This window comes from Klebsiella sp. GG_Kp146 (genome assembly GCF_040061975.1).
Lineage (GTDB): Bacteria > Pseudomonadota > Gammaproteobacteria > Enterobacterales > Enterobacteriaceae > Klebsiella > Klebsiella quasipneumoniae.
The window spans coordinates 105,400-124,222 of record NZ_JBEAHA010000039.1 but is presented as its reverse complement, the minus strand read 5'-3'; the positions used below and the strand labels follow the sequence as shown (position 1 = coordinate 124,222).

Below are 18,823 nucleotides of genomic sequence, written 5' to 3'. Positions count from 1 at the left end.
TACGAACCGAGCGGTCGGAGGTTCGAATCCTCCCGGATGCACCATATTCTCCTTAATAACAGCGACGATGTTGTTACATAGGCTGCGAAATTATCGCAGCACCCGTTCTGAATGCATCATCTTCACTCTTCTCTCACCATCCCGATAACCGCGTTTCCCATCGCCAGTTTCATCCTGACTTTTTTATTGGCAAGCCGCGCTTTCCACTATAATTTATCCTTGTATATCAGCGTTATCAGGCTGAGATAAATGCAAGGAGAGAAATCCATGAAATGGTTCAAAGCAATACCTGCTTTTTGCGCAACGCTGCTGGTGGCGACTGCCCTCGCTGGCTGTGCGGGATCGGCTACAAAGGAGAGTACGGGCGGCTATATTGACGATACCGTGGTGACCACCAAGGTGAAAACGGCGCTCTTTAACGATAAAGACATCAAGTCCTCTGAAATCAGCGTCCAGACCTTTAAAGGCCGCGTCCAGCTGAGCGGATTTGTCTCCTCCGCGGAAAGCGCTAAACGGGCGGTGGAAGTCACCCGTCGGGTGCAGGGCGTGCGAATGGTCGAAAACGATCTGCGTATTAAATAAGGCCGGCTATCCGGTCTGATGCCTGAAGGCGCCTGTGGGCGCCTTTGTCGTCTGCGCCGCTGGCCGCGACAACGACCGGCTTTTGCGTTACAGTAACCATTCATTAACCGGTTGGTGAGAAGACGATGTACGAAGGTTACGCAGGACTGATCTTTGATATGGATGGCACCATCCTCGATACCGAGCCGACCCACCGTCAGGCATGGAACGAGGTGCTGGGCCGCTACGGTATGCGTTTCGACGAACAGGCGATGGTCGCCCTCAATGGCTCACCGACCTGGCGGATTGCCCAGGCGATTATTGAACTCAACCAGGCGGATCTCGATCCACATCGCCTGGCGCAGGAAAAAACCCTGGCCGTTAAGGCGATGCTGCTGGATAGCGTACGCCCATTGCCGCTGATCGAGGTGGTCAAAGCGTGGCACGGCCGTCGCCCGATGTCGGTCGGCACTGGTAGTGAAAGCGCCGTCGCCGAAGCGCTGCTGGCGCACCTGGGCCTGCGTCATTACTTCTCCGCGGTGGTGGCGGCCGATCATGTGGTCAACCATAAACCCGCGCCCGATACCTTCCTGCTGTGCGCCGAGCGCATGGGCGTCGCGCCGGAAAAATGCGTGGTCTTCGAAGATGCCGACTTTGGTCTGCAGGCGGCGAAGCGCGCGGGAATGGACGCTGTAGACGTGCGTTTGCTGTGAGCGACGCGCTGTCACTCCTCTCGCTGTTTGCCAGTAGCTTTTTAAGCGCCACGCTGCTTCCCGGCAATTCGGAGGTTGTGCTGGTTGCGATGCTTCTTACGGGGGTTAGTCATCCGTGGTGGTTAGTATTAATAGCAACAATCGGCAATAGCCTTGGAGGGGTAACTAACGTTATTCTGGGGCGCCTGTTTCCGCTGCGTAAAACCTCGCGCTGGCAGGAGCGGGCGGCCGGCTGGCTTAAGCGCTACGGCGCGGTGACGCTGTTGCTAAGCTGGGCGCCGGTTGTCGGCGATTTACTGTGTTTGCTGGCGGGATGGATGCGCATTTCCTGGGGACCGGTACTCTTTTTCTTATGCCTTGGAAAGGCGCTGCGCTATATCGTCATTGCGGCAGCGACGCTTCAGGGCATGACGTGGTGGCACTAATTGGACTGATAGTTCATCCATTACAATTATGCTTATTCAAACGATTTCGACAGGCGGGAGGTCAAATTGATCCCGGACGTATCACAGGCGCTGGCCTGGCTGGAAAAACATCCGCAGGCCCTGCAGGGTATTCAACGTGGTCTGGAGCGGGAGACGCTGCGCGTGAACGCAGACGGTACGCTGGCGACGACCGGTCACCCTCTGGCGTTAGGCTCAGCGCTGACGCATAAATGGATTACCACCGATTTTGCCGAAGCTTTACTCGAGTTTATTACGCCGGTGGACGGCGATATTGAGCATATGCTGACCTTTATGCGCGATGTCCATCGCTATACCGCGCGTCAGATCGGTGACGAGCGGATGTGGCCGCTGAGCATGCCCTGCTATATCGCCCCCGGTCAGGATATTGAGCTGGCGCAGTACGGCACCTCTAACGTGGGACGCCTGAAAACGCTGTATCGCGAGGGGCTGAAGAACCGCTACGGCGCGCTGATGCAGACTATCTCCGGCGTGCACTATAACTTCTCGCTGCCGATGACGTTCTGGCAGGCGAAGTGCGGTGTGGAAGACGCTGAAAGCGGGAAAGAGGCCATTTCAGCAGGCTATTTTCGCACGATTCGTAACTACTATCGCTTTGGCTGGGTGATCCCGTATCTGTTCGGCGCCTCGCCGGCGATTTGCTCTTCATTCCTGCAAGGAAAGCCGACGACGCTGCCCTTTGAGGAGACGGGCAACGGCATGTACTACCTGCCGTACGCCACCTCGCTGCGCCTCAGCGACCTCGGTTATACCAATAAGTCGCAAAGCAATCTCGGAATTACGTTTAACGATCTGCACGAGTATGTGGCAGGATTGAAGCGCGCGATTAAAACGCCGTCGGAAGAGTACGCCAAAATCGGGCTGGAAAAAGACGGTAAGTATCTGCAGATCAACAGCAATATCCTGCAGATTGAAAACGAACTCTATGCGCCGATCCGCCCGAAACGCGTCACCCGTCGGGGCGAAACCCCGTCCGATGCGCTGCTGCGCGGCGGCATTGAGTACATTGAAGTGCGTTCGCTGGATATCAACCCGTTCTCGCCGATCGGCGTTGACGCCCAGCAGGTGCGTTTCCTCGATCTGTTTATGGTTTGGTGCGCGCTGGCCGACGCGCCGGAGATGAGCAGCGATGAGCTGCTGTGCACTCGCACCAACTGGAATCGGGTGATTCTGGAAGGCCGTAAGCCGGGCTTAACGTTGGGCATCGGCTGCGAAAGCGCGCAGTTCCCGCTGGCGCAGGTAGGTAAAGATCTGTTCCGCGATTTACGCCGCGTGGCGCAGACGCTGGACAGCATTCACGGCGGCGAGGCCTATCAACAGGTCTGCGATGAGCTGCTGGCCTGTTTTGACGATCCGGAATTAACCTTCTCAGCCCGCATTCTGCGTTCTATGATTGAAGAAGGGATTGGCGGAACCGGCCGTGCGCTGGCCGATCGTTACCGCACCCAGCTGCGTGAAGAGCCGCTGGAGATCCTGAGCGAAGAAGATTTCATCGCCGAGCGCGACGCGTCGGTGGCGCGACAGAAGAAAGTAGAAGCGGAAGACAGCGAGCCGTTTGAGGCGCTGTTGGCGCGGCACGCGTAGCGCTGGAAAAGAAAAAGGCCACATCACTGTGGCCAAACTTTCATCTCTGATTCAGGGATGATGATGATAATAAATGCGCGTCTTTCATATACTGAGACTCGCGGCTGAACAAAGAGTTCATTTTATTTTAAAAAAATTCACTCCCGGAGGTGACGAATGCCGTTGTTAGATAGTTTCACAGTCGACCATACCCGAATGGAAGCCCCAGCGGTGCGTGTCGCGAAGAAAATGAACACGCCGCATGGCGATGAAATCACCGTATTCGATCTGCGCTTCTGCGTGCCGAACCAGGAAGTGATGCCGGAGCGCGGTATCCACACCCTGGAGCACCTGTTCGCCGGCTTTATGCGCGATCACCTGAACGGGAATGGCGTGGAAATTATCGACATTTCGCCGATGGGCTGCCGCACCGGGTTCTATATGAGCCTGATTGGTACGCCGGACGAGCAGCGCGTCGCCGACGCCTGGAAAGCGGCGATGGCCGACGTGCTGAAGGTGCAAGATCAGAACCAGATCCCGGAGCTGAACGTCTACCAGTGCGGGACCTATACCATGCACTCGCTGGAAGAGGCGCAGGAGATCGCTCGTCATATCATTGAGCGCGATGTGCGCATCAACAGCAACGACGAACTGGCGTTGCCGAAAGAAAAACTGCAGGAACTGCACATCTAGTGCTTCCGCCGCGGCCCGACGCCTGTCGCCGGGCCGCTCTCCCGACGCCGCCATGACGACCACCACCACCTTCTCCTTTCAGCACCGCCCGCTGGTGCCCTTTGCCCATGATTACGCTCACGGTGACCAGGAAGACTGGCATCAGCATGACTGCGCCCAACTGCTGCATATTTTAAGCGGCGTGGTGCGGGTGGCGACGCCGGCAGGCTACTGGGTGGTGCCGCCCGGGCGCGGCGTCTGGCTGCCGGCGGGAACGCCCCACGCGCTGCGCATGACCGGCAACGTCGCGGCGCGCACGTTGTTTATCGATCCGCTGGCGCGCGCCGATCTTCCGGCGGGCTGCCAGATCGTACAGATCACGCCGCTGCTGCGGGAACTGATCGTCTCTTCCCTGGCGCTGGCCGAGCGCTATGCCCCCGCCAGCCGCGACGAACGGATTTATGAGCTGATCCTCGATGAGATCCGCGGGATGGCGATCCTGCCGTTTGGCCTGCCGGAGCCGCAAAGCGAAACGCTGCGCCGGCTGTGTCAGCAGGTGCGCGAGGCGCCGGGCGACGTCTGGAGCAGCAGCCAGGCGGCGAAGGCGTGCAGCATGAGCGAGCGAACCCTGAACCGCCATTTTCAGCAGCAGACTAGCCTGACGTGGCGCGAGTGGGTGCGCCGGGCGAAGCTAATGGAAGCGCTGATTCGCCTGGCGCAGGGCCACTCCGTCCTGCGGGTGGCGCTGGAGCTGGGCTACGGCAGCCACAGCGCCTTCAGCGCCATGTTTCGTCGGGTGATGGGCGTCGCCCCCAGCGACTATTTTCGTCCGCCGGCCTGATCGGCGGCGCTGAGCGCATTGCACAGCGCCTGCAGCGAGGCGCGCGCCACGTCATTATCGATACCCACGCCCCAGTAGCTTTCTCCTTGCGGAAAAACGCAGCGGATATAGGCCACCGACCGGCTGTCGCTGCGCGCGCCGAGGGTATGCTCATGATAGTCCTTGATCATAAACGGCTGCCGAAACAGCGCGCTGAGGCCGCTGGCGGCGGCGGAGAGCAGGCCGTTGCCCTGGCCCTGCAGGCGTCGGGTTTCGCCGTGGTGACGCAGCGTCGCCTGCAGGGACAGCTGGCCATCCTGCTGGCTGGCGCTCTGATAATCGACCAGCGTCAGCGCAGGCTGCGCCTGCAGCCCGTAGCGCGTGCGGAACAGCTGCCACAGCGCATGGTGGGTCATCTCTTTGCCGTCGCTATCGGTGGCCTGCTGAACGTGCTGGCTGAAGTCCTGCTGCAGCCCGCGGGGCAGCTTCAGACCATGATTTTGTTCGATAAGCCAGGCGCTGCCGCTTTTCCCCGACTGGCTGTTGACGCGGATCACCGCCTCATAACTGCAGCCAATATCCTGCGGGTCAATGGGCAGGTAGGGCATCCGCCATGGGTCGCCAGGCTGACGGGCATCAAACCCTTTTTTGATCGCATCCTGATGGGAACCGGAGAAGGCAGTGTAGGCCAGACTTCCCGCCCACGGGTGGCGTGGGTGCACGGGGATCTGATTGCAGTTTTCCACCACTTCCACCACCCGGTTCATCTGCTCGAAGCGAAGCTCAGGGTCGACGCCCTGGCTGTAGAGGTTCATCGCCAGCGTCACCAGGCAGACATTGCCGGTGCGTTCGCCGTTGCCGAACAGGCAGCCTTCCACCCGGTCGGCGCCGGCCATCACCGCCAGCTCGGCGCTGGCGACGCCGGTACCGCGGTCATTGTGAGGATGCACGCTGATGCAGACCTCGCCGCGGCGGGAGAAGTGGCGGCAAAAGTACTCGATCTGATCGGCATAGACGTTGGGGGTGTTGACCTCCACCGTCGCCGGCAGATTGACGATCATCGGTCGCTCGGCGCAGGGCTGCCAGACGTCCGCCACCGCTTCGCAAATCTCAAGCGCAAACGCCGGTTCGGTGAAGCAGAAGGTTTCAGGCGAATATTCATATTGCCAGCGGGTCTCCGGCTGTTGTTCGCACTGCTGGCGGATAAGCCGGGTGGCGCGGGTCGCGAGGGCGATCACCTCGGCCTTGTCCATGCCGAAAACCAGTTCGCGGAACAGCGGCGCGGTGGCGTTGTAGAGGTGGACGGTGGCCCGGTGGGCGCCGCGCAGCGCTTCAAAGGTACGCAGGATCAGCGGGTCCCGCGCCTGGGTCAGCACCTGGATGGTGACCTCCTCCGGGATGCGCTGTTCGTCAATCAGCCGGCGGACAAAGTTGAAATCGGTTTGCGAGGCGGAAGGGAAGGCGACCTCAATCTCTTTAAAGCCGCACTCCAGCAGCAGATCCCAGAACTGCAGTTTGCGGGCGCTGTCCATGGGCTCCGCCAGCGCCTGGTTGCCGTCGCGCAGGTCGGTCGACAGCCAGCGCGGGGCGTGGCTGATTTGCCGGTCCGGCCAGCGGCGGTCGGGCAGGGTAATCGGCGGATAGGGACGGTACTTTTCAGCAGGATGGCTCAGCATAGTGTTCTCCTTAATAGTCAGCCTCTATCCTGCCCGAGCGCCGGCTGGCGGGCTTTCGCAAACGAGACAGAAACTAGCGAGAACTGGACAACCTGACGCCGTAAAAAAGGGACCCGCAGGTCCCTTAATGTGAGGCTTAGTGCGCGCCGCCGCCGCCGCCGCCGGCGCTGAACGGGGGTCTGGCGAACCACACCAGTCCCAACAGCAGGATGAAAATGGCCGCTGAGATCCAGAAGATTTCGTTGGCGGAGATAATCAGTCCCTGGTTGGTTATCTGCTGCGCTATCCAGCCGGACGCCTGCTGCTGCGTCATTCCCATCCCCTGCAGCTGATCGTAGATCTGCTGCGCGTTGGGATTGAACGGCGTCACCGATTCGGTGAGCTGCGCATGGTGCAGCGCCTCGCGGTTGGTCCACAGGGTGGTGGTGATCGAGGTCCCAATGGAGCCGGCAAGGGTACGGGTGAAGTTCGACAAGCTCGACGCCGCCGCCAGCCGTTCCGGCGGCAGGCCGGAGAGGGTGATGGTGGTCAACGGCATGAAGAAGCAGGCTACCGCGAAGCCCTGGATAAACTGCGGCCACGCCGAGGCGCCAAAGTCCATCCCCGGTTCGAAGGTCCAGGCGCGCCAGTAGAAGCAGACGGCGTACATGATAAAGCTGAAGGTGACCAGCCGTCGCATATCGAGCTTATGCGCAAAGCGGCCGATAATCGGCGACAGAATGACCGGGATCACCCCCACCGGCGCTGACGCCAGGCCGGCCCAGGTCGCGGTGTAGCCGTAGACCTCCTGCAACAGCTGTGGCAGCAGCACGATGGCCCCGAAGTAGAGCATGTAGGCCAGGCTGATACAAAGGCAGCCGATGGTGAAGTTGCGCGACTTAAACAGCGACAGATCGACAATCGGGTTATCGTCGGTCAGCTCCCAGACGATCAGGAAGCTTATCGCCACCACCGCCACGATGGTCAGAATGATAATTTCATTGGAGGAGAACCAGTCCAGCTCTTTACCCCGGTCCAGCATCACCTGCAGGCTACCGATACCGATGATCAGCAGCGCCAGACCGACGCCGTCGATACGCCGCTGTTCGGTTTTGGTTTCCCGGTTGCGCAGGGTCTGCAGGGTCATCAGCACCACCGCCACGCCAATGGGCACGTTGATAAAGAAGATCCATCCCCAGTGGTAGTTATCGCTGATATAGCCGCCGAGGATCGGGCCGCAGATGGGAGCGACGATCACCGTCATCGACCACAGCGCCAGGGCGATAGAGCGTTTCGCCGGCGGATAGTTGCTGAGCAACAGACTTTGCGACAGTGGGATCAGCGGCCCGGCAACAATCCCCTGAATGACGCGGAAGAAGATCAGCATCGTCAGGCTGTTGGAGACGCCGCAGGCCCAGGAGGCGATGGCGAAAGCGGTGGTGGACCACAGGAACAGCTTCACCTCGCCCACGCGCTTGGCCAGCCACCCGGTGATCGGAATGGAGATGGCGTTAGCGACCCCGAACGAGGTGATGACCCAGGTCCCCTGGCTCAGCGATGAGCCAAGGTTACCGGCGATGGTCGGGATCGCCACGTTGGCGATAGTGGAATCCAGCACCTGCATGAACGTCGCGAGCGACAGCGCAATGGTCATGATGACCAGCTGCGCGCCTTCCAGCGGTTTTTGCTGTTGCATTACACTCACCCCGAATTATCCGGCGTTGGCCTGAATGATCTCGTCTATCAGTTTATTGACCGGATCGAGAGCGATTTCGCGGGCATTGCTCTCGTAGACCGGGGAGCTCCGCACCTGGCTTGCCAGCATTTCGCCATCGCGATCGGTGGTGTTAACTTCCACCAGCGTCGAGAGGCCGATGCGCAGCGGGTGTTCCGCCAGCTGTTTTTCATCCAGCTCGATGCGGACCGGCAAGCGCTGTACCACTTTGATCCAGTTGCCGGTGGCGTTCTGCGCCGGCAGCAGGGAGAAGGCGCTCCCGGTACCCATATCCAGACCAACCACCTTGCCGGTGTATTTCACGTCATCGCCATAGATGTCGCTGATTACGGTGGCCGGCTGGCCGATGCGCATATGCGCCAGCTGGGTCTCTTTAAAGTTAGCGTCGATCCACAGGTTGGTCGCCGGAACCACCGCCATCAGCGGCGTGGTGGTGCCGATCTGCGCCCCAGGCTGTACCGAGCGGCGGGAAACGTAGCCGCTAATCGGGCTGACGATCTGCGTACGCTGCAGGGCCAGCCAGGCATTACGCACTTCGGTCGCCGCCTGCAGCACCGCCGGCTGCTGTTCCAGTTTGGTACCCAGCACGATCGCCTGGTTGGCGTTGTACTGCTGGATAGCCACGTCAAGCTCGGCCTGCGCGCTGGCGACGGTGTCGCGGGCGTGCTGCAGCTCTTCGCGGCCGATGAGGTTCGCGGCGCCCAGCGGGATGCGGCGGTTCAGGTCAGCCTGCGCCTGGGCGAGGGCGGTCTTTTTGACGTCAATATTCGCCTGCAGCTGCTTGCTGTTGATCATCTGCTGACGGGTTTGACGCACGCTGGCGGCCAGCTGCGTTTTGGCTTTCTCAAACGCCTGTTGGGCATCGGTCTGATCGAGAGTGACCAGCGGATCGCCTTTCTGCACATAGTCCGTGTTGTCTGCCCAGACTTTGGTCACGCTGCCCGAGACCTGGGCCATAATTTGTACCTGGTTCCCTGCCACGTAGGCATCGTCGGTCTCTTCGTAGTGACGCAGTACCAGAAACCAGTAAATCCCATATGCCACGGCAATAATAATGAAGAGCAATGTCAGCAACAGAAGGGCGCCTTTACGCTTCCCTTTTTTGCTGCCTGGTTGCTGCGGGGTTTGGCTCTCCGCATTTGCGCTCATGTTATTCTCCACGATCTTATTATTTCACATCGGCTGAGCCGACCTGTTTATCAGAAAGGCCAGCAGAGATCTGCTGGCCTGGCTGTTTTCCTTGCAACGTAAAAATGGGCTGAGCGACGCCGCCCTTAGCGTAGAGAGTCCGCCAGCACGCCTTCTTCTTCCATCTGGTCAAGGCGGCTCAGGAGTTTGCGGGTAATGTGTTCGAGCTGATCTTTTTCGCTGGTGCTGAGTGAAGACCACAGCTGGTGCAGGCAGTTATGCTGCGGCGGCAGGACTTCACGCAAAAACTGATGGCCCTTTTCGGTCAGCTGCAGATGCAGACAGCGACGATCGTTATCGCTCTCGCGGCGTTCAATCCAGCCGCGTTTTTCCAGTTCATCAGCGATACGGGTGGCGTTGGTACGCGACGAGCCCAGCGCACAGCTCAGCTCGGACGGCTGAATGCTGTGGTTTTCCTGCGACTCCAGCGTAATCAGCGCCATAAATAATGTCTCGTTAATTCCCTGCGCTTTGAGCATTTTATTGCGATTTTCCAGCAGCTTACCTTGCATATGCATGCAAAGACGAGTTAACAGAATCTCCTGGAACGGGAAATCTTCATGGCGGCTGGCGCGGAACTTGAGCATTTGCTCAATGGGAGTAAACGAACTATCCATTTGGGTATGACCTCATTAATTACAGCCGATATAATAACTATTGTGACAAATAAATCAAATGAATTATTGACCAAAATTGATACGCAAAGCTTAGAGCCCGCTGGCGATTTTCCAGGCCAGACCGTAGGCCAACGCCGACAGCAGGGTCGGGATAATAATGCTGCGGGTTTTCCAGAAGGCGCCCCCCAGCACCAGGAAGCCGATCAGCGTCGGCGCCAGGCGATGGGCATCGGCGAGGATCTCCGGCACGCTGGAGACCACCAGCAGCGCGCAAATCGAGGCGATGCCGATGGTATCCAGCAGCACGCTGACCGGGCCACGACGGGCAGGCCGGGCATGACCCGCGCGCAGACGCAGGGGAAGATAACGAAACAGATAGTTCACGCCGCCGACAATCACTCCGAGCAGAAGGACCTCACTGTTCATCCGGCATCCCCTTCAGCATGGCCTGGACCAGCGCCGTCAGACACCCGCAGACAATCCCGGCGAGGATCGCCGCCGGAATGGAAAATAACAGAATGCCGCCCAGGGCGCCCGCCAGCGCCGCGGTGACGCACAGGGACTGCTGGCGCTGGAAAGAGGCCAGCAGGAAGCTCATAAACAGCGCCGGCAGCATAAAGCCGAGCGCGGCTTCCACCGCCGGATAGTCCACCAGCAAACCGTTGCCGGACCAGGCGCCGGCCAGCGTGCCGCACACCCACGATGCCCACGAGGTAAACGCGAGACCGAGCATCCAGTTTTCGCTCCAGCGGCGGTTGTCGCGAACCAGCCTGGCGGTGGCGGCGGCGAAAACCTCATCGGTCAGGCCGAAGGCCCAGAGGGCGGTTTTCTTTTTGTTCAGCGCGGTATGAATGCGGCTGCGCAGCGAGGGGCCATACAGCACGTGGCGTACGTCCATCGCCATCACCGTCAGGGCGGCGACCCACAGCGAACTGCCGGCGGCCAGCATGGCGGTGATCACAAACTGGCTGGCGCCGGCGTAAATGATGCAGGAGAAAAACAGGCTTTCCAGCGGGGTGAAACCCAGCCGGGTGGCATTGAGTCCGAAGGCGAATGCCACCGGAAGGTAGCTGATGACGATGGGGAGACTGTCTTTAATGCCTTCGCCGACGGTGGCGACACGTTCAGATAAGGCACAGGTTAAGGGCGCGGGGTTTTCCATATGAATAACTTATCGCTGGATCCATGTGAAGGTGGCAAATTGACCGATGTCCCCACCTTAACAGAGCGCGACGCGCCTTAACACTATGAAAATGCCCGCAATCCGCTTTTCCCTGACCCAGACGGGATGAAAGGCGGGGAAGGGGGCCCGGATAAGGCGCCGGGCCTTATCCGGGAGCGGGTTACTGCTGCGCGGCGAGGGCGGCTTTCACCCAGCTGTCGAACAGCGGCTGGTGGGCTTTGATCCAACCATCAACATGACCGTTAATGTCGGCTTCAGAAGCATGGCCTTCGTGCATCATCGCATTCTCGGCATTGATGTCGGCGATCGGCAGCTTCATGACGCTAAACAGAGTGGCGGCGGCCGGATTTTTCTCCGCCCAGGCTTTGTTGGCGACGATGTGCATTGTGTTCACCGGGAAGCCATAGTTGGCGCCGTTGGCCAGTTTGGTATCGATGTTTTTCTGCTCGCCCGGCAGGGAGGAGAACGGCACCTGCAGCCAGACGACGTCTTTGCCAGGCTTCAGCACGTCGCTAACCCAGTACGGCGTCCAGGTGTAGTAGAGCACCGGTTTACCCTCTTTATAGCGGGCGATGGTGTCGGCCATCATCGCCGCGTAGTTGCCCTGGTTATGGGTAACGGTTTTGCTCAGGCCATAGGCGTCAATCTGGTGGTTAATCACCGCTTCGCAGCCCCAGCCCGGGGTGCAGCCGGTGAGGTCCGCTTTACCGTCGTTGTTAGTATCAAACAGTTTGGCGATCTGCGGATCTTTGAGCTGATCGATAGAGGTGATGTGGTACTGCTCGGCGGTTTTTTTATCGATCAGATAGCCCTGGGCGGCGCCTGAGACGTACACCCCCTTGCGGTAAAATTTGTTATCACCGCCCGCCGCGGCGTACATGTCATCGTGTAGCGGCTGCCAGTTGGTGGCGATAAAGGTCGTATCCCCGGCGGCAATCGAGGTATAGGCAACGTTATAGTCCACTTCGCTCGGTTTTTCGACGGTGTAGCCAAGCTTCTCCAGCGCGCGGCTGACCAGCAGGGTCTGGAAGCTCTCTTCGGAGATAGTGCTCTGCGCCGGCTTGACGGTAATTCCTTTGCCCGGCAGGTCGGCGGCGAAGGCGCTGGTGGCGATCAGGGTGGCAAAGGCGGCGGTGGCCATCATCGTGCTATGTCGCATGGTGGTTCCTCTTATTGTTTAACGGGAAGGCGGCTCCCCGGCATCGGCTGGTGCCGGGGTGCGGCGCTGTTATCGACTTATCGACAGAAAGGGCGAGTGAGAAGCCCCAGCGGGCCGGTGGTGTACCAGCGGCGGTTGCCGCGACTGCGGGCGTCGCGGCCGACGGCCTGGGTGAGGCGGTCAAGAATAATCGCCAGGATCACGATCCCCACGCCGCCGACGGTGGCCAGGCCCATATCCAGGCGGCCAATGCCGCGCAGCACCATCTGGCCAAGACCGCCGACGGCGATCATTGAGGCGATCACCACCATCGACAGGGCCAGCATTAGCGTCTGGTTAACCCCGGCCATAATGGTGGGCATCGCCAGCGGCAGCTGAACTTTAAACAGCAGCTGGCGCGGGCTGGCGCCAAACGAGCGCGACGCTTCGATCAGATCCGCAGGCACCTGGTTTATCCCGAGGATGGTCAGACGGACGATCGGCGGCAGGGCGAAGATAATCGTCACCACCACGCCGGGCACGTTGCCGATGCCGAACAGCATCACGATCGGCACCAGGTAGACGAAGGCCGGCGTGGTCTGCATGGCATCCAGCAGCGGGCGGATAATTTTCGCCGCTCGCGGACTGCGCGCCAGCCAGATCCCCAGCGGCAGGCCGATGATCATGCAGAACAGCAGGGCGGTGAGGACCAGCGCCAGGGTGACCATCGCCTGCGACCACGCGCCGATGGCGCCGATGGCAATCAGCGAGACCAGGGTGGCGACCCCCATGCCGAGGCTGGAGATCTGCCAGGCGATCAGCGCGAAGACGATAATCGCCACCGGCGCCGGCATCCCCAACAGCAGCTGCTGGAAGGCACTGAGGATGTAGTCGATCGGCACGCGGATCCCCTGGAACAGCGGGCGGAAGTGCAGCACGATCCAGTCGATGGCGTGGGTCACCCAGCTGTCGAGCGGGATCAGGGTCTTATGGAACGGATCCATGATATTGAACTGTTCCGGCTGCGGCGCCGGGGCGCTGTGCAGCCAGTCGGCGCCGCCGCCATTAGTCGGCGCGGCAGTTGAGGCGCCACCCCAGGCGTCTGCAGCCTGAGCGGCGCTGTCGGTTGCCGGGGCGCTGTCCCACGGATTGGTTTGATCAGCCATGATTCACCCCCTCGCGATCTAAAGCCTGGAGCAACATTCGTTTGGAAATGATGCCAATATATTGTTGTTCTTCATCCACCACCGGGACGGCGCACGGGGCGTGGCCGACGTGGGAGAGCAGATCGCTGAGCGGCGTTTGCGCCTCCACCGCCAGCGGGGCGTCAATCAGCGCCGCCTCGATCCCCTGGCCGGCGCTGAGCGCGGTTTTCAGAGAATCGATCGAGACAATCCCGACAAAGCGATTACCGCGCTCAATGACATAGCCATATTCCCGGTCTTCATCCTGTAATAATTTCAGCGCAGAGCGGGGGCCAAAACCTGGCGTTTTACGAATCAGGCCGACCGGGCTACGACGGGCAATATCTTTTGCGCTGAAGACCTGGCTAATATCGACGCCGCGGAAGAAGGTGCGGACATAATCATTGGCCGGATTATTCAATATTTCATCCGGAGTGCCGACCTGAACCACTTCGCCATTTTGCATAATGGCGATACGATCGCCAATTCGCATGGCTTCATCAAGGTCATGGGAAATAAAGACAATAGTACGCTGATGCTTAGCCTGTAATTTGATCAGCTCATCCTGCATTTCGGTGCGAATGAGCGGATCGAGCGCGGAGAAGGCTTCATCCATTAACAGAATATCGGGATTAATCGCCAGGGCGCGGGCTAAACCGACGCGCTGACGCATCCCGCCGGAGAGTTCATCCGGCCAGGCGTGGGCATAATTCTCCAGCCCCACCTGACGCAGCGCTTCCCGCGCTTTTTGCTCTCGCTCAGCGGCCGGGACGCCGGCAAGCGCCATGCCAAACGCCGTATTGTCGAGCACGCTCATGTGCGGCATTAGCGCAAAGGACTGAAAAACCATCGCAATTTTTTTACGACGCACCTCGCGCAGCTCGGCGTCCGACATTTTGGCGATATCGACCCCGTCAATCAGCACCTGGCCGCGGGTGGGTTCAATCAGGCGATTGAGAAGGCGAACCATGGTGGATTTCCCCGAGCCGGAGAGCCCCATGATGACGAATATCTCGCCTTCTTCAATGGCCAGACTGGCGTCTTTGACGCCAAGCGACAGCCCCGTTTTTTCCAGTATTTGCGCTTTGTTGAGTCCTTTCTCAATATATTTGAAGGCACGGTGAGGGTGCTCGCCAAATATCTTATAAAGATTTTTAATTTCTAATTTAATTGCCATGCAATAGAGAAGTTCCTGTTATTTGTTTATTGCGATATGGTACCCAATGGTGATAATGATCTTTTTACACCCTAACATACTCAGATTCTGTGACAACCCTCAATGGCGAACTCTCGGCAAAATGGAGGGAGGGACATGGCGGCACAGCCCCCGTGATATAAGGGCTGAGCGGTAATTTGTTGTGGGTAATATTTTTTGATTATCTTTGGATAATTAGACTGAAATGGGCCGGTTTTCTGCTAAATATGACGAAGTGATGACGGTTAGACCATGGAGAGAATATTTGGTGGATTAATCGCGATTCTGTGAAATTGATCACCAGGAATATGCGGGCGATATTCCTGGTGAAAGTACGGTTAAAAGTCCCAGTCGTCGTCGGCGGTCTCTTCCATTTTTCCTATCACGTAGGAGGAGCCGGAGCCGGAGAAAAAGTCGTGGTTTTCATCGGCGTTGGGTGACAGCGCCGCGAGGATCGCCGGGTTAACCGCCGCCATCTCCGCCGGGAACAGCGCCTCGTAGCCGAGGTTCATCAGCGCTTTGTTGGCGTTGTAGCACAGGAAGGCGCTGACGTCGTCGAACCAGCCGCTCTCGCCGTACAGTTCCCGGCTGTAGGCCAGCTCGTTGTCGTACAGATCCATCAGCAGATCGAGGGCGAAGTTTTTTAATTCTTCGCGCTTACCGGGGCTGACGATCTCCAGTCCTTTCTGATACTTGTAGCCGATGTAATAGCCATGCACCGCTTCATCGCGAATGATCAGGCGGATCAGATCCGCGGTATTGGTCAGTTTTCCCCGACTGGAGAAGTGCATCGGCAGCCAGAAGCCGGAATAGAAGAGAAAGGATTCGAGGAACACGCTGGCGATTTTTTTCTTCAGCGGCTCGTCGGCCTGATAGTAGCTCAGCATCAGCTGCGCTTTGCGCTGCAGGGGTTCGCAGCTTTCGCTCCAGGTGAAGGCGGCATCCACCTCTTTGCTGTGGCACAGCGTGGAAAAGATGGAGCTGTAAGAGCGGGCATGAACCGCTTCCATAAAGCTGATGTTCGACAGCACCGCCTCCTCATGCGGGGTCAGAGCGTCCGCCATCAGCGCCGGCGCGCCGATGGTGTTCTGAATGGTGTCGAGCAGGGTCAGCCCGGTAAAAACGCGAATGGTCAACCGCTGCTCCGCCGCGCTGAGGGTTTGCCAGGCGGGAATATCGTTCGACAGCGGCACTTTCTCCGGCAGCCAGAAGTTGCTGGTGAGACGATTCCACACCTCCAGATCTTTATCGTCATCGATGCGGTTCCAGTTGATCGCGCTGACGCGCGTTAAATGGGTCATCCTGTTCTCCTTACAGCGCGCAGGACACGCAGCCTTCAATTTCAGTGCCTTCCAGCGCCAGCTGGCGCAGTCGGATGTAGTACAGCGTCTTAATGCCTTTCTTCCAGGCGTAGATTTGCGCCTTGTTGATATCGCGGGTGGTGGCGGTATCCGGGAAGAACAGGGTCAGCGACAGCCCCTGATCGACGTGGCGCGTCGCCTCGGCGTAGGTGTCGATGATCTTCCGGGGGCCTATCTCGTACGCATCCTGGTAGAGGGCCAGATTATCGTTATTCATAAACGGCGCGGGGTAGTACACCCGTCCGGTTTTCCCCTCTTTGCGGATCTCAATCTTCGAGACGATCGGGTGAATGCTGGAGGTAGCATGGTTGATGTACGAGATCGAGCCGGTGGGCGGCACCGCCTGCAGATAGCGGTTGTAAATGCCATAGCGCATGACGTCGTCGCGCAGCTGGCGCCAGCTTTCCCGGTCGGGCAGGGAGATGCCGGCGCGGGCGAACAGCGCGCGGACCCGTTCGGTTTTCGGCTGCCACGACTCCTGCAGATATTTGTCGAAGTATTCCCCGCTGGCGTAGCGCGACTGCCCGAAGCCGGCGAAGCGCTGGCCGCGCTCGCGGGCCAACAGCATCGAGGTGTGCAGCGCGTGCCAGGTCACGGTGTAGAAGTAGATATTGGTGAAGTCCAGCCCCTCCGGGCTGCCGTAGGCAATGCCTTCCCGCGCCAGGTAGCCGTGAAGATTCATCTGCCCCAGGCCGATGGCGTGGGAGGCGGCGTTGCCAGCCGCCACGGAGGGGACCGACTGAATGTGGCTCATGTCGGACACGGCGGTCAGGGCGCGCACTGCGGTGGCGATAGTGAGGCCGAAATCCGGCGAGTCCATGGTGTGGGCGATGTTCAGCGAGCCGAGGTTGCAGGAGATATCTTCCCCGATATGGGCATAGCTAAGGTCTTCATTATAGGCGGACGGCGTACTGACCTGCAGGATCTCGGAACACAGATTGCTCATGGTGACCCGCCCGGCCACCGGACTGGCGCGGTTCACCGTGTCTTCAAACATGATGTACGGGTAGCCGGATTCAAACTGGATCTCCGCCAGGCGCTGGAACAGGTCGCGGGCGCGGATCCAGCGTTTGCGAACCCGATCGTCGGCTACCAGCTGTGGATAGAGGTCGCCGATGGCGCAGTCGGCGAAGGGTTTGCCGTACAGCCGTTCGACATCATACGGCGAGAAGAGCGCCATCTGCGCGTCTTCTTTCGCCAGCTGGAAGGTGATGTCAGGGATCACCACCCCCAGCGACAGGGTTTTGATGCGGATTTTCTCATCGGCATTTTCACGCCGGGTATCAAGGAAGCGCAAAATATCGGGATGGTGAGCGTGCAGCCAGACCGCCCCCGCCCCCTGGCGGGCGCCGAGCTGGTTGGCATAGGAGAAGGCGTCCTCCAGCATCTTCATCACCGGCACCACGCCGGAGGACTGATTTTCGATGCGCTTGATCGGCGCCCCGGCCTCGCGCAGATTGGAGAGTAAAAAGGCCACGCCGCCGCCGCGCTTCGACAACTGCAGCGCCGAGTTCACCGCCCGGCCGATGGACTCCATATTATCTTCAATGCGCAGCAGGAAGCAGGAGATCAGCTCCCCGCGCTGCTGTTTGCCGGCGTTAAGGAAGGTGGGCGTAGCCGGCTGGAAGCGGCCGCTGAGTATCTCCTCCGTCAGCTGCCGCGCCTGCTGTTCATCGCCCCGGGCCAGCGTCAGGGCCACCATTACGCTGCGTTCCGCGAAATCCTCGAGGTAGTGCTTGCCGTCAAAGCTCTTCAGCGCGTAGCTGGTATAGAACTTCCAGGCGCCGAGGAAGGTCTGGAAGCGAAACGCGGCGCGCCGGGCATGGGCGAACAGCGCCAGCACAAACCCGCGATCATAGCCGGCCAGCAGCTGGGGATCGTAATAGCCCTCGCGGACGAGCCAGCTGAGTTTATCCTCCTGGCTGGCAAAGGCTAGGGTGTTGGGCTGAACCTGGGTCGCCATAAAAGCCTCAACCGCCTGGCGATCTTTCTCAAACGGGATGCGGCCCTCGCTGTCGTACAAATTCAGCATCGCATTGAGGGCGTGAAAATCCACGGCGGCGGTTATACGTTCTGCGGTTGTCGTTGCCAAAATTCGCTGACTCCTTTACGCACGTTATCGATATCGTCGGGGGTTCCCATCAGCTCGAAGCGGTAGAGATAGGGCACGGCGCATTTCTGCGCGATGACATCCCCGGCGCGCCCCCAGGCGTCGCCAAAGTTGCGATTGCCGGCGGCAATCACCCCGCGGATCAGCCGACGGTTATGTACGTCGTTTAAAAAGCGGATCGCCTGACGCGGCACGGCGCCGGCGGTACCGCCGCCGCCATAGCTGGGAACGATGAGAATATAGGGCTCGTCTACCTGCAGAGGTTCACGCTCGTTCAGCGGGATGCGCACCGCCGGCAGCCCCAGGCGCTGCACAAAGCGATGGGTGTTCTCCGAACGGCTGGAGAAGTAGACGATGAGGCTCATGCGCTGGCCGCCGCGACGGAGGGGCGCAGGCGATTGATCATATCCGGGCGGAAGCCGCTCCAGCGCAGGTCGCCGGCGATCACCACCGGCAGCTGGCGAAACCCCTGCTCGCGCAGGGTGTCGGCGGCATCCGGCTGCTGGTCGACGTTGACCATTTTAAAGGCCAGTCCCCGGCTCTCCATGGCTCGTCGGGTGGCATGGCACTGCACGCAGTCATTTCGAGTGTAAATAGTAATGCGCATGATTCGTATTTCCATTTAATATAACAACACGGCGCTAAACGTAGCGTCGAACGTTGT

General features: G+C 59.5%; 19 protein-coding genes. 6 read left to right on the top strand and 13 right to left on the bottom strand.

The window, feature by feature from the left end:
• The first annotated feature begins 267 nt into the window (after positions 1-267).
• The 6 genes from ABLU95_RS22880 (at position 268) to ABLU95_RS22855 (ending at position 4,814) form a co-directional block, all read left to right on the top strand.
• On the top strand, positions 268-582 hold the full coding sequence (locus tag ABLU95_RS22880; protein WP_004205689.1) for a BON domain-containing protein: 315 nt from the start codon (positions 268-270) through the stop codon (positions 580-582).
• 125 nt (positions 583-707) lie between these two features.
• Positions 708-1,274, top strand: coding sequence for a fructose-1-phosphate/6-phosphogluconate phosphatase (yqaB, locus tag ABLU95_RS22875; RefSeq protein WP_004205690.1), 567 nt, complete (start codon positions 708-710; stop codon positions 1,272-1,274).
• Positions 1,271-1,699 carry a YqaA family protein gene (locus tag ABLU95_RS22870; protein WP_023290761.1) on the top strand — a complete coding sequence of 143 codons (429 nt, stop codon included), beginning with the start codon at positions 1,271-1,273 and terminating at the stop codon, positions 1,697-1,699. Before yqaB ends, ABLU95_RS22870 begins: the two co-directional genes overlap by 4 nt.
• A 66-nt stretch (positions 1,700-1,765) precedes the next feature.
• Positions 1,766-3,322, top strand: a complete 1,557-nt coding sequence (gene gshA, locus ABLU95_RS22865) for a glutamate--cysteine ligase (protein ID WP_065883424.1) — start codon at positions 1,766-1,768, stop codon at positions 3,320-3,322.
• Between the two features lie 156 nt (positions 3,323-3,478).
• Complete coding sequence (gene luxS, locus ABLU95_RS22860; protein ID WP_023290759.1) at positions 3,479-3,994, top strand: S-ribosylhomocysteine lyase; 516 nt, start codon at positions 3,479-3,481, stop codon at positions 3,992-3,994.
• A 52-nt stretch (positions 3,995-4,046) separates the two neighbouring features.
• The gene (locus tag ABLU95_RS22855; RefSeq protein ID WP_032456498.1) at positions 4,047-4,814 is read left to right on the top strand and encodes a helix-turn-helix transcriptional regulator; all 768 of its coding nucleotides are present in this window, start codon (positions 4,047-4,049) and stop codon (positions 4,812-4,814) included.
• On the opposite strand, the gene leuA is transcribed toward ABLU95_RS22855, so the two are convergent.
• The 13 genes from leuA to nrdH all read right to left on the bottom strand — a co-directional run bounded on the left by leuA (position 4,793) and on the right by nrdH (position 18,766).
• Positions 4,793-6,469, bottom strand: a complete 1,677-nt coding sequence (leuA, locus tag ABLU95_RS22850; protein WP_348880427.1) for a 2-isopropylmalate synthase — start codon at positions 6,467-6,469, stop codon at positions 4,793-4,795. The two genes, ABLU95_RS22855 and leuA, sit on opposite strands and share 22 nt — an antisense overlap.
• 136 nt (positions 6,470-6,605) lie before the next feature.
• Entirely contained in the window at positions 6,606-8,144 is a 1,539-nt protein-coding gene (gene emrB / locus ABLU95_RS22845) for a multidrug efflux MFS transporter permease subunit EmrB (RefSeq protein WP_002914342.1), read from the bottom strand.
• A 15-nt stretch (positions 8,145-8,159) separates the two neighbouring features.
• Positions 8,160-9,332: a multidrug efflux MFS transporter periplasmic adaptor subunit EmrA gene (gene emrA, locus ABLU95_RS22840; RefSeq protein ID WP_004205697.1), complete on the bottom strand. Its 1,173-nt coding sequence runs from the start codon at positions 9,330-9,332 to the stop codon at positions 8,160-8,162.
• Between the two features lie 125 nt (positions 9,333-9,457).
• Positions 9,458-9,988 carry a transcriptional repressor MprA gene (gene mprA, locus ABLU95_RS22835; RefSeq protein WP_002914337.1) on the bottom strand — a complete coding sequence of 177 codons (531 nt, stop codon included), beginning with the start codon at positions 9,986-9,988 and terminating at the stop codon, positions 9,458-9,460.
• Positions 9,989-10,078: 90 nt separating this feature from the next.
• Complete coding sequence (gene ygaH, locus ABLU95_RS22830) at positions 10,079-10,414, bottom strand: L-valine transporter subunit YgaH (protein WP_004205699.1); 336 nt, start codon at positions 10,412-10,414, stop codon at positions 10,079-10,081.
• Complete coding sequence (locus ABLU95_RS22825) at positions 10,404-11,150, bottom strand: AzlC family ABC transporter permease (protein WP_004205700.1); 747 nt, start codon at positions 11,148-11,150, stop codon at positions 10,404-10,406. The genes ygaH and ABLU95_RS22825 overlap by 11 nt, the downstream gene beginning before the upstream one ends.
• Positions 11,151-11,331: 181 nt before the next feature.
• On the bottom strand, positions 11,332-12,330 hold the full coding sequence (gene proX, locus ABLU95_RS22820) for a glycine betaine/L-proline ABC transporter substrate-binding protein ProX (RefSeq protein WP_023290755.1): 999 nt from the start codon (positions 12,328-12,330) through the stop codon (positions 11,332-11,334).
• Positions 12,331-12,407: 77 nt separating this feature from the next.
• Positions 12,408-13,475, bottom strand: a complete 1,068-nt coding sequence (proW, locus tag ABLU95_RS22815) for a glycine betaine/L-proline ABC transporter permease ProW (RefSeq protein WP_023290754.1) — start codon at positions 13,473-13,475, stop codon at positions 12,408-12,410.
• On the bottom strand, positions 13,468-14,670 hold the full coding sequence (gene proV, locus ABLU95_RS22810; protein ID WP_002914328.1) for a glycine betaine/L-proline ABC transporter ATP-binding protein ProV: 1,203 nt from the start codon (positions 14,668-14,670) through the stop codon (positions 13,468-13,470). The genes proW and proV overlap by 8 nt, the downstream gene beginning before the upstream one ends.
• 356 nt (positions 14,671-15,026) lie before the next feature.
• The gene (nrdF, locus tag ABLU95_RS22805; protein WP_348880426.1) at positions 15,027-15,989 is read right to left on the bottom strand and encodes a class 1b ribonucleoside-diphosphate reductase subunit beta; all 963 of its coding nucleotides are present in this window, start codon (positions 15,987-15,989) and stop codon (positions 15,027-15,029) included.
• Positions 15,990-15,999: 10 nt separating this feature from the next.
• Positions 16,000-18,141 carry a class 1b ribonucleoside-diphosphate reductase subunit alpha gene (gene nrdE, locus ABLU95_RS22800; protein ID WP_048298087.1) on the bottom strand — a complete coding sequence of 714 codons (2,142 nt, stop codon included), beginning with the start codon at positions 18,139-18,141 and terminating at the stop codon, positions 16,000-16,002.
• Positions 18,114-18,524: a class Ib ribonucleoside-diphosphate reductase assembly flavoprotein NrdI gene (gene nrdI / locus ABLU95_RS22795; RefSeq protein ID WP_023290751.1), complete on the bottom strand. Its 411-nt coding sequence runs from the start codon at positions 18,522-18,524 to the stop codon at positions 18,114-18,116. Before nrdI ends, nrdE begins: the two co-directional genes overlap by 28 nt.
• Complete coding sequence (gene nrdH / locus ABLU95_RS22790) at positions 18,521-18,766, bottom strand: glutaredoxin-like protein NrdH (protein WP_348880425.1); 246 nt, start codon at positions 18,764-18,766, stop codon at positions 18,521-18,523. The genes nrdI and nrdH overlap by 4 nt, the downstream gene beginning before the upstream one ends.
• Positions 18,767-18,823: the final 57 nt, after the last annotated feature.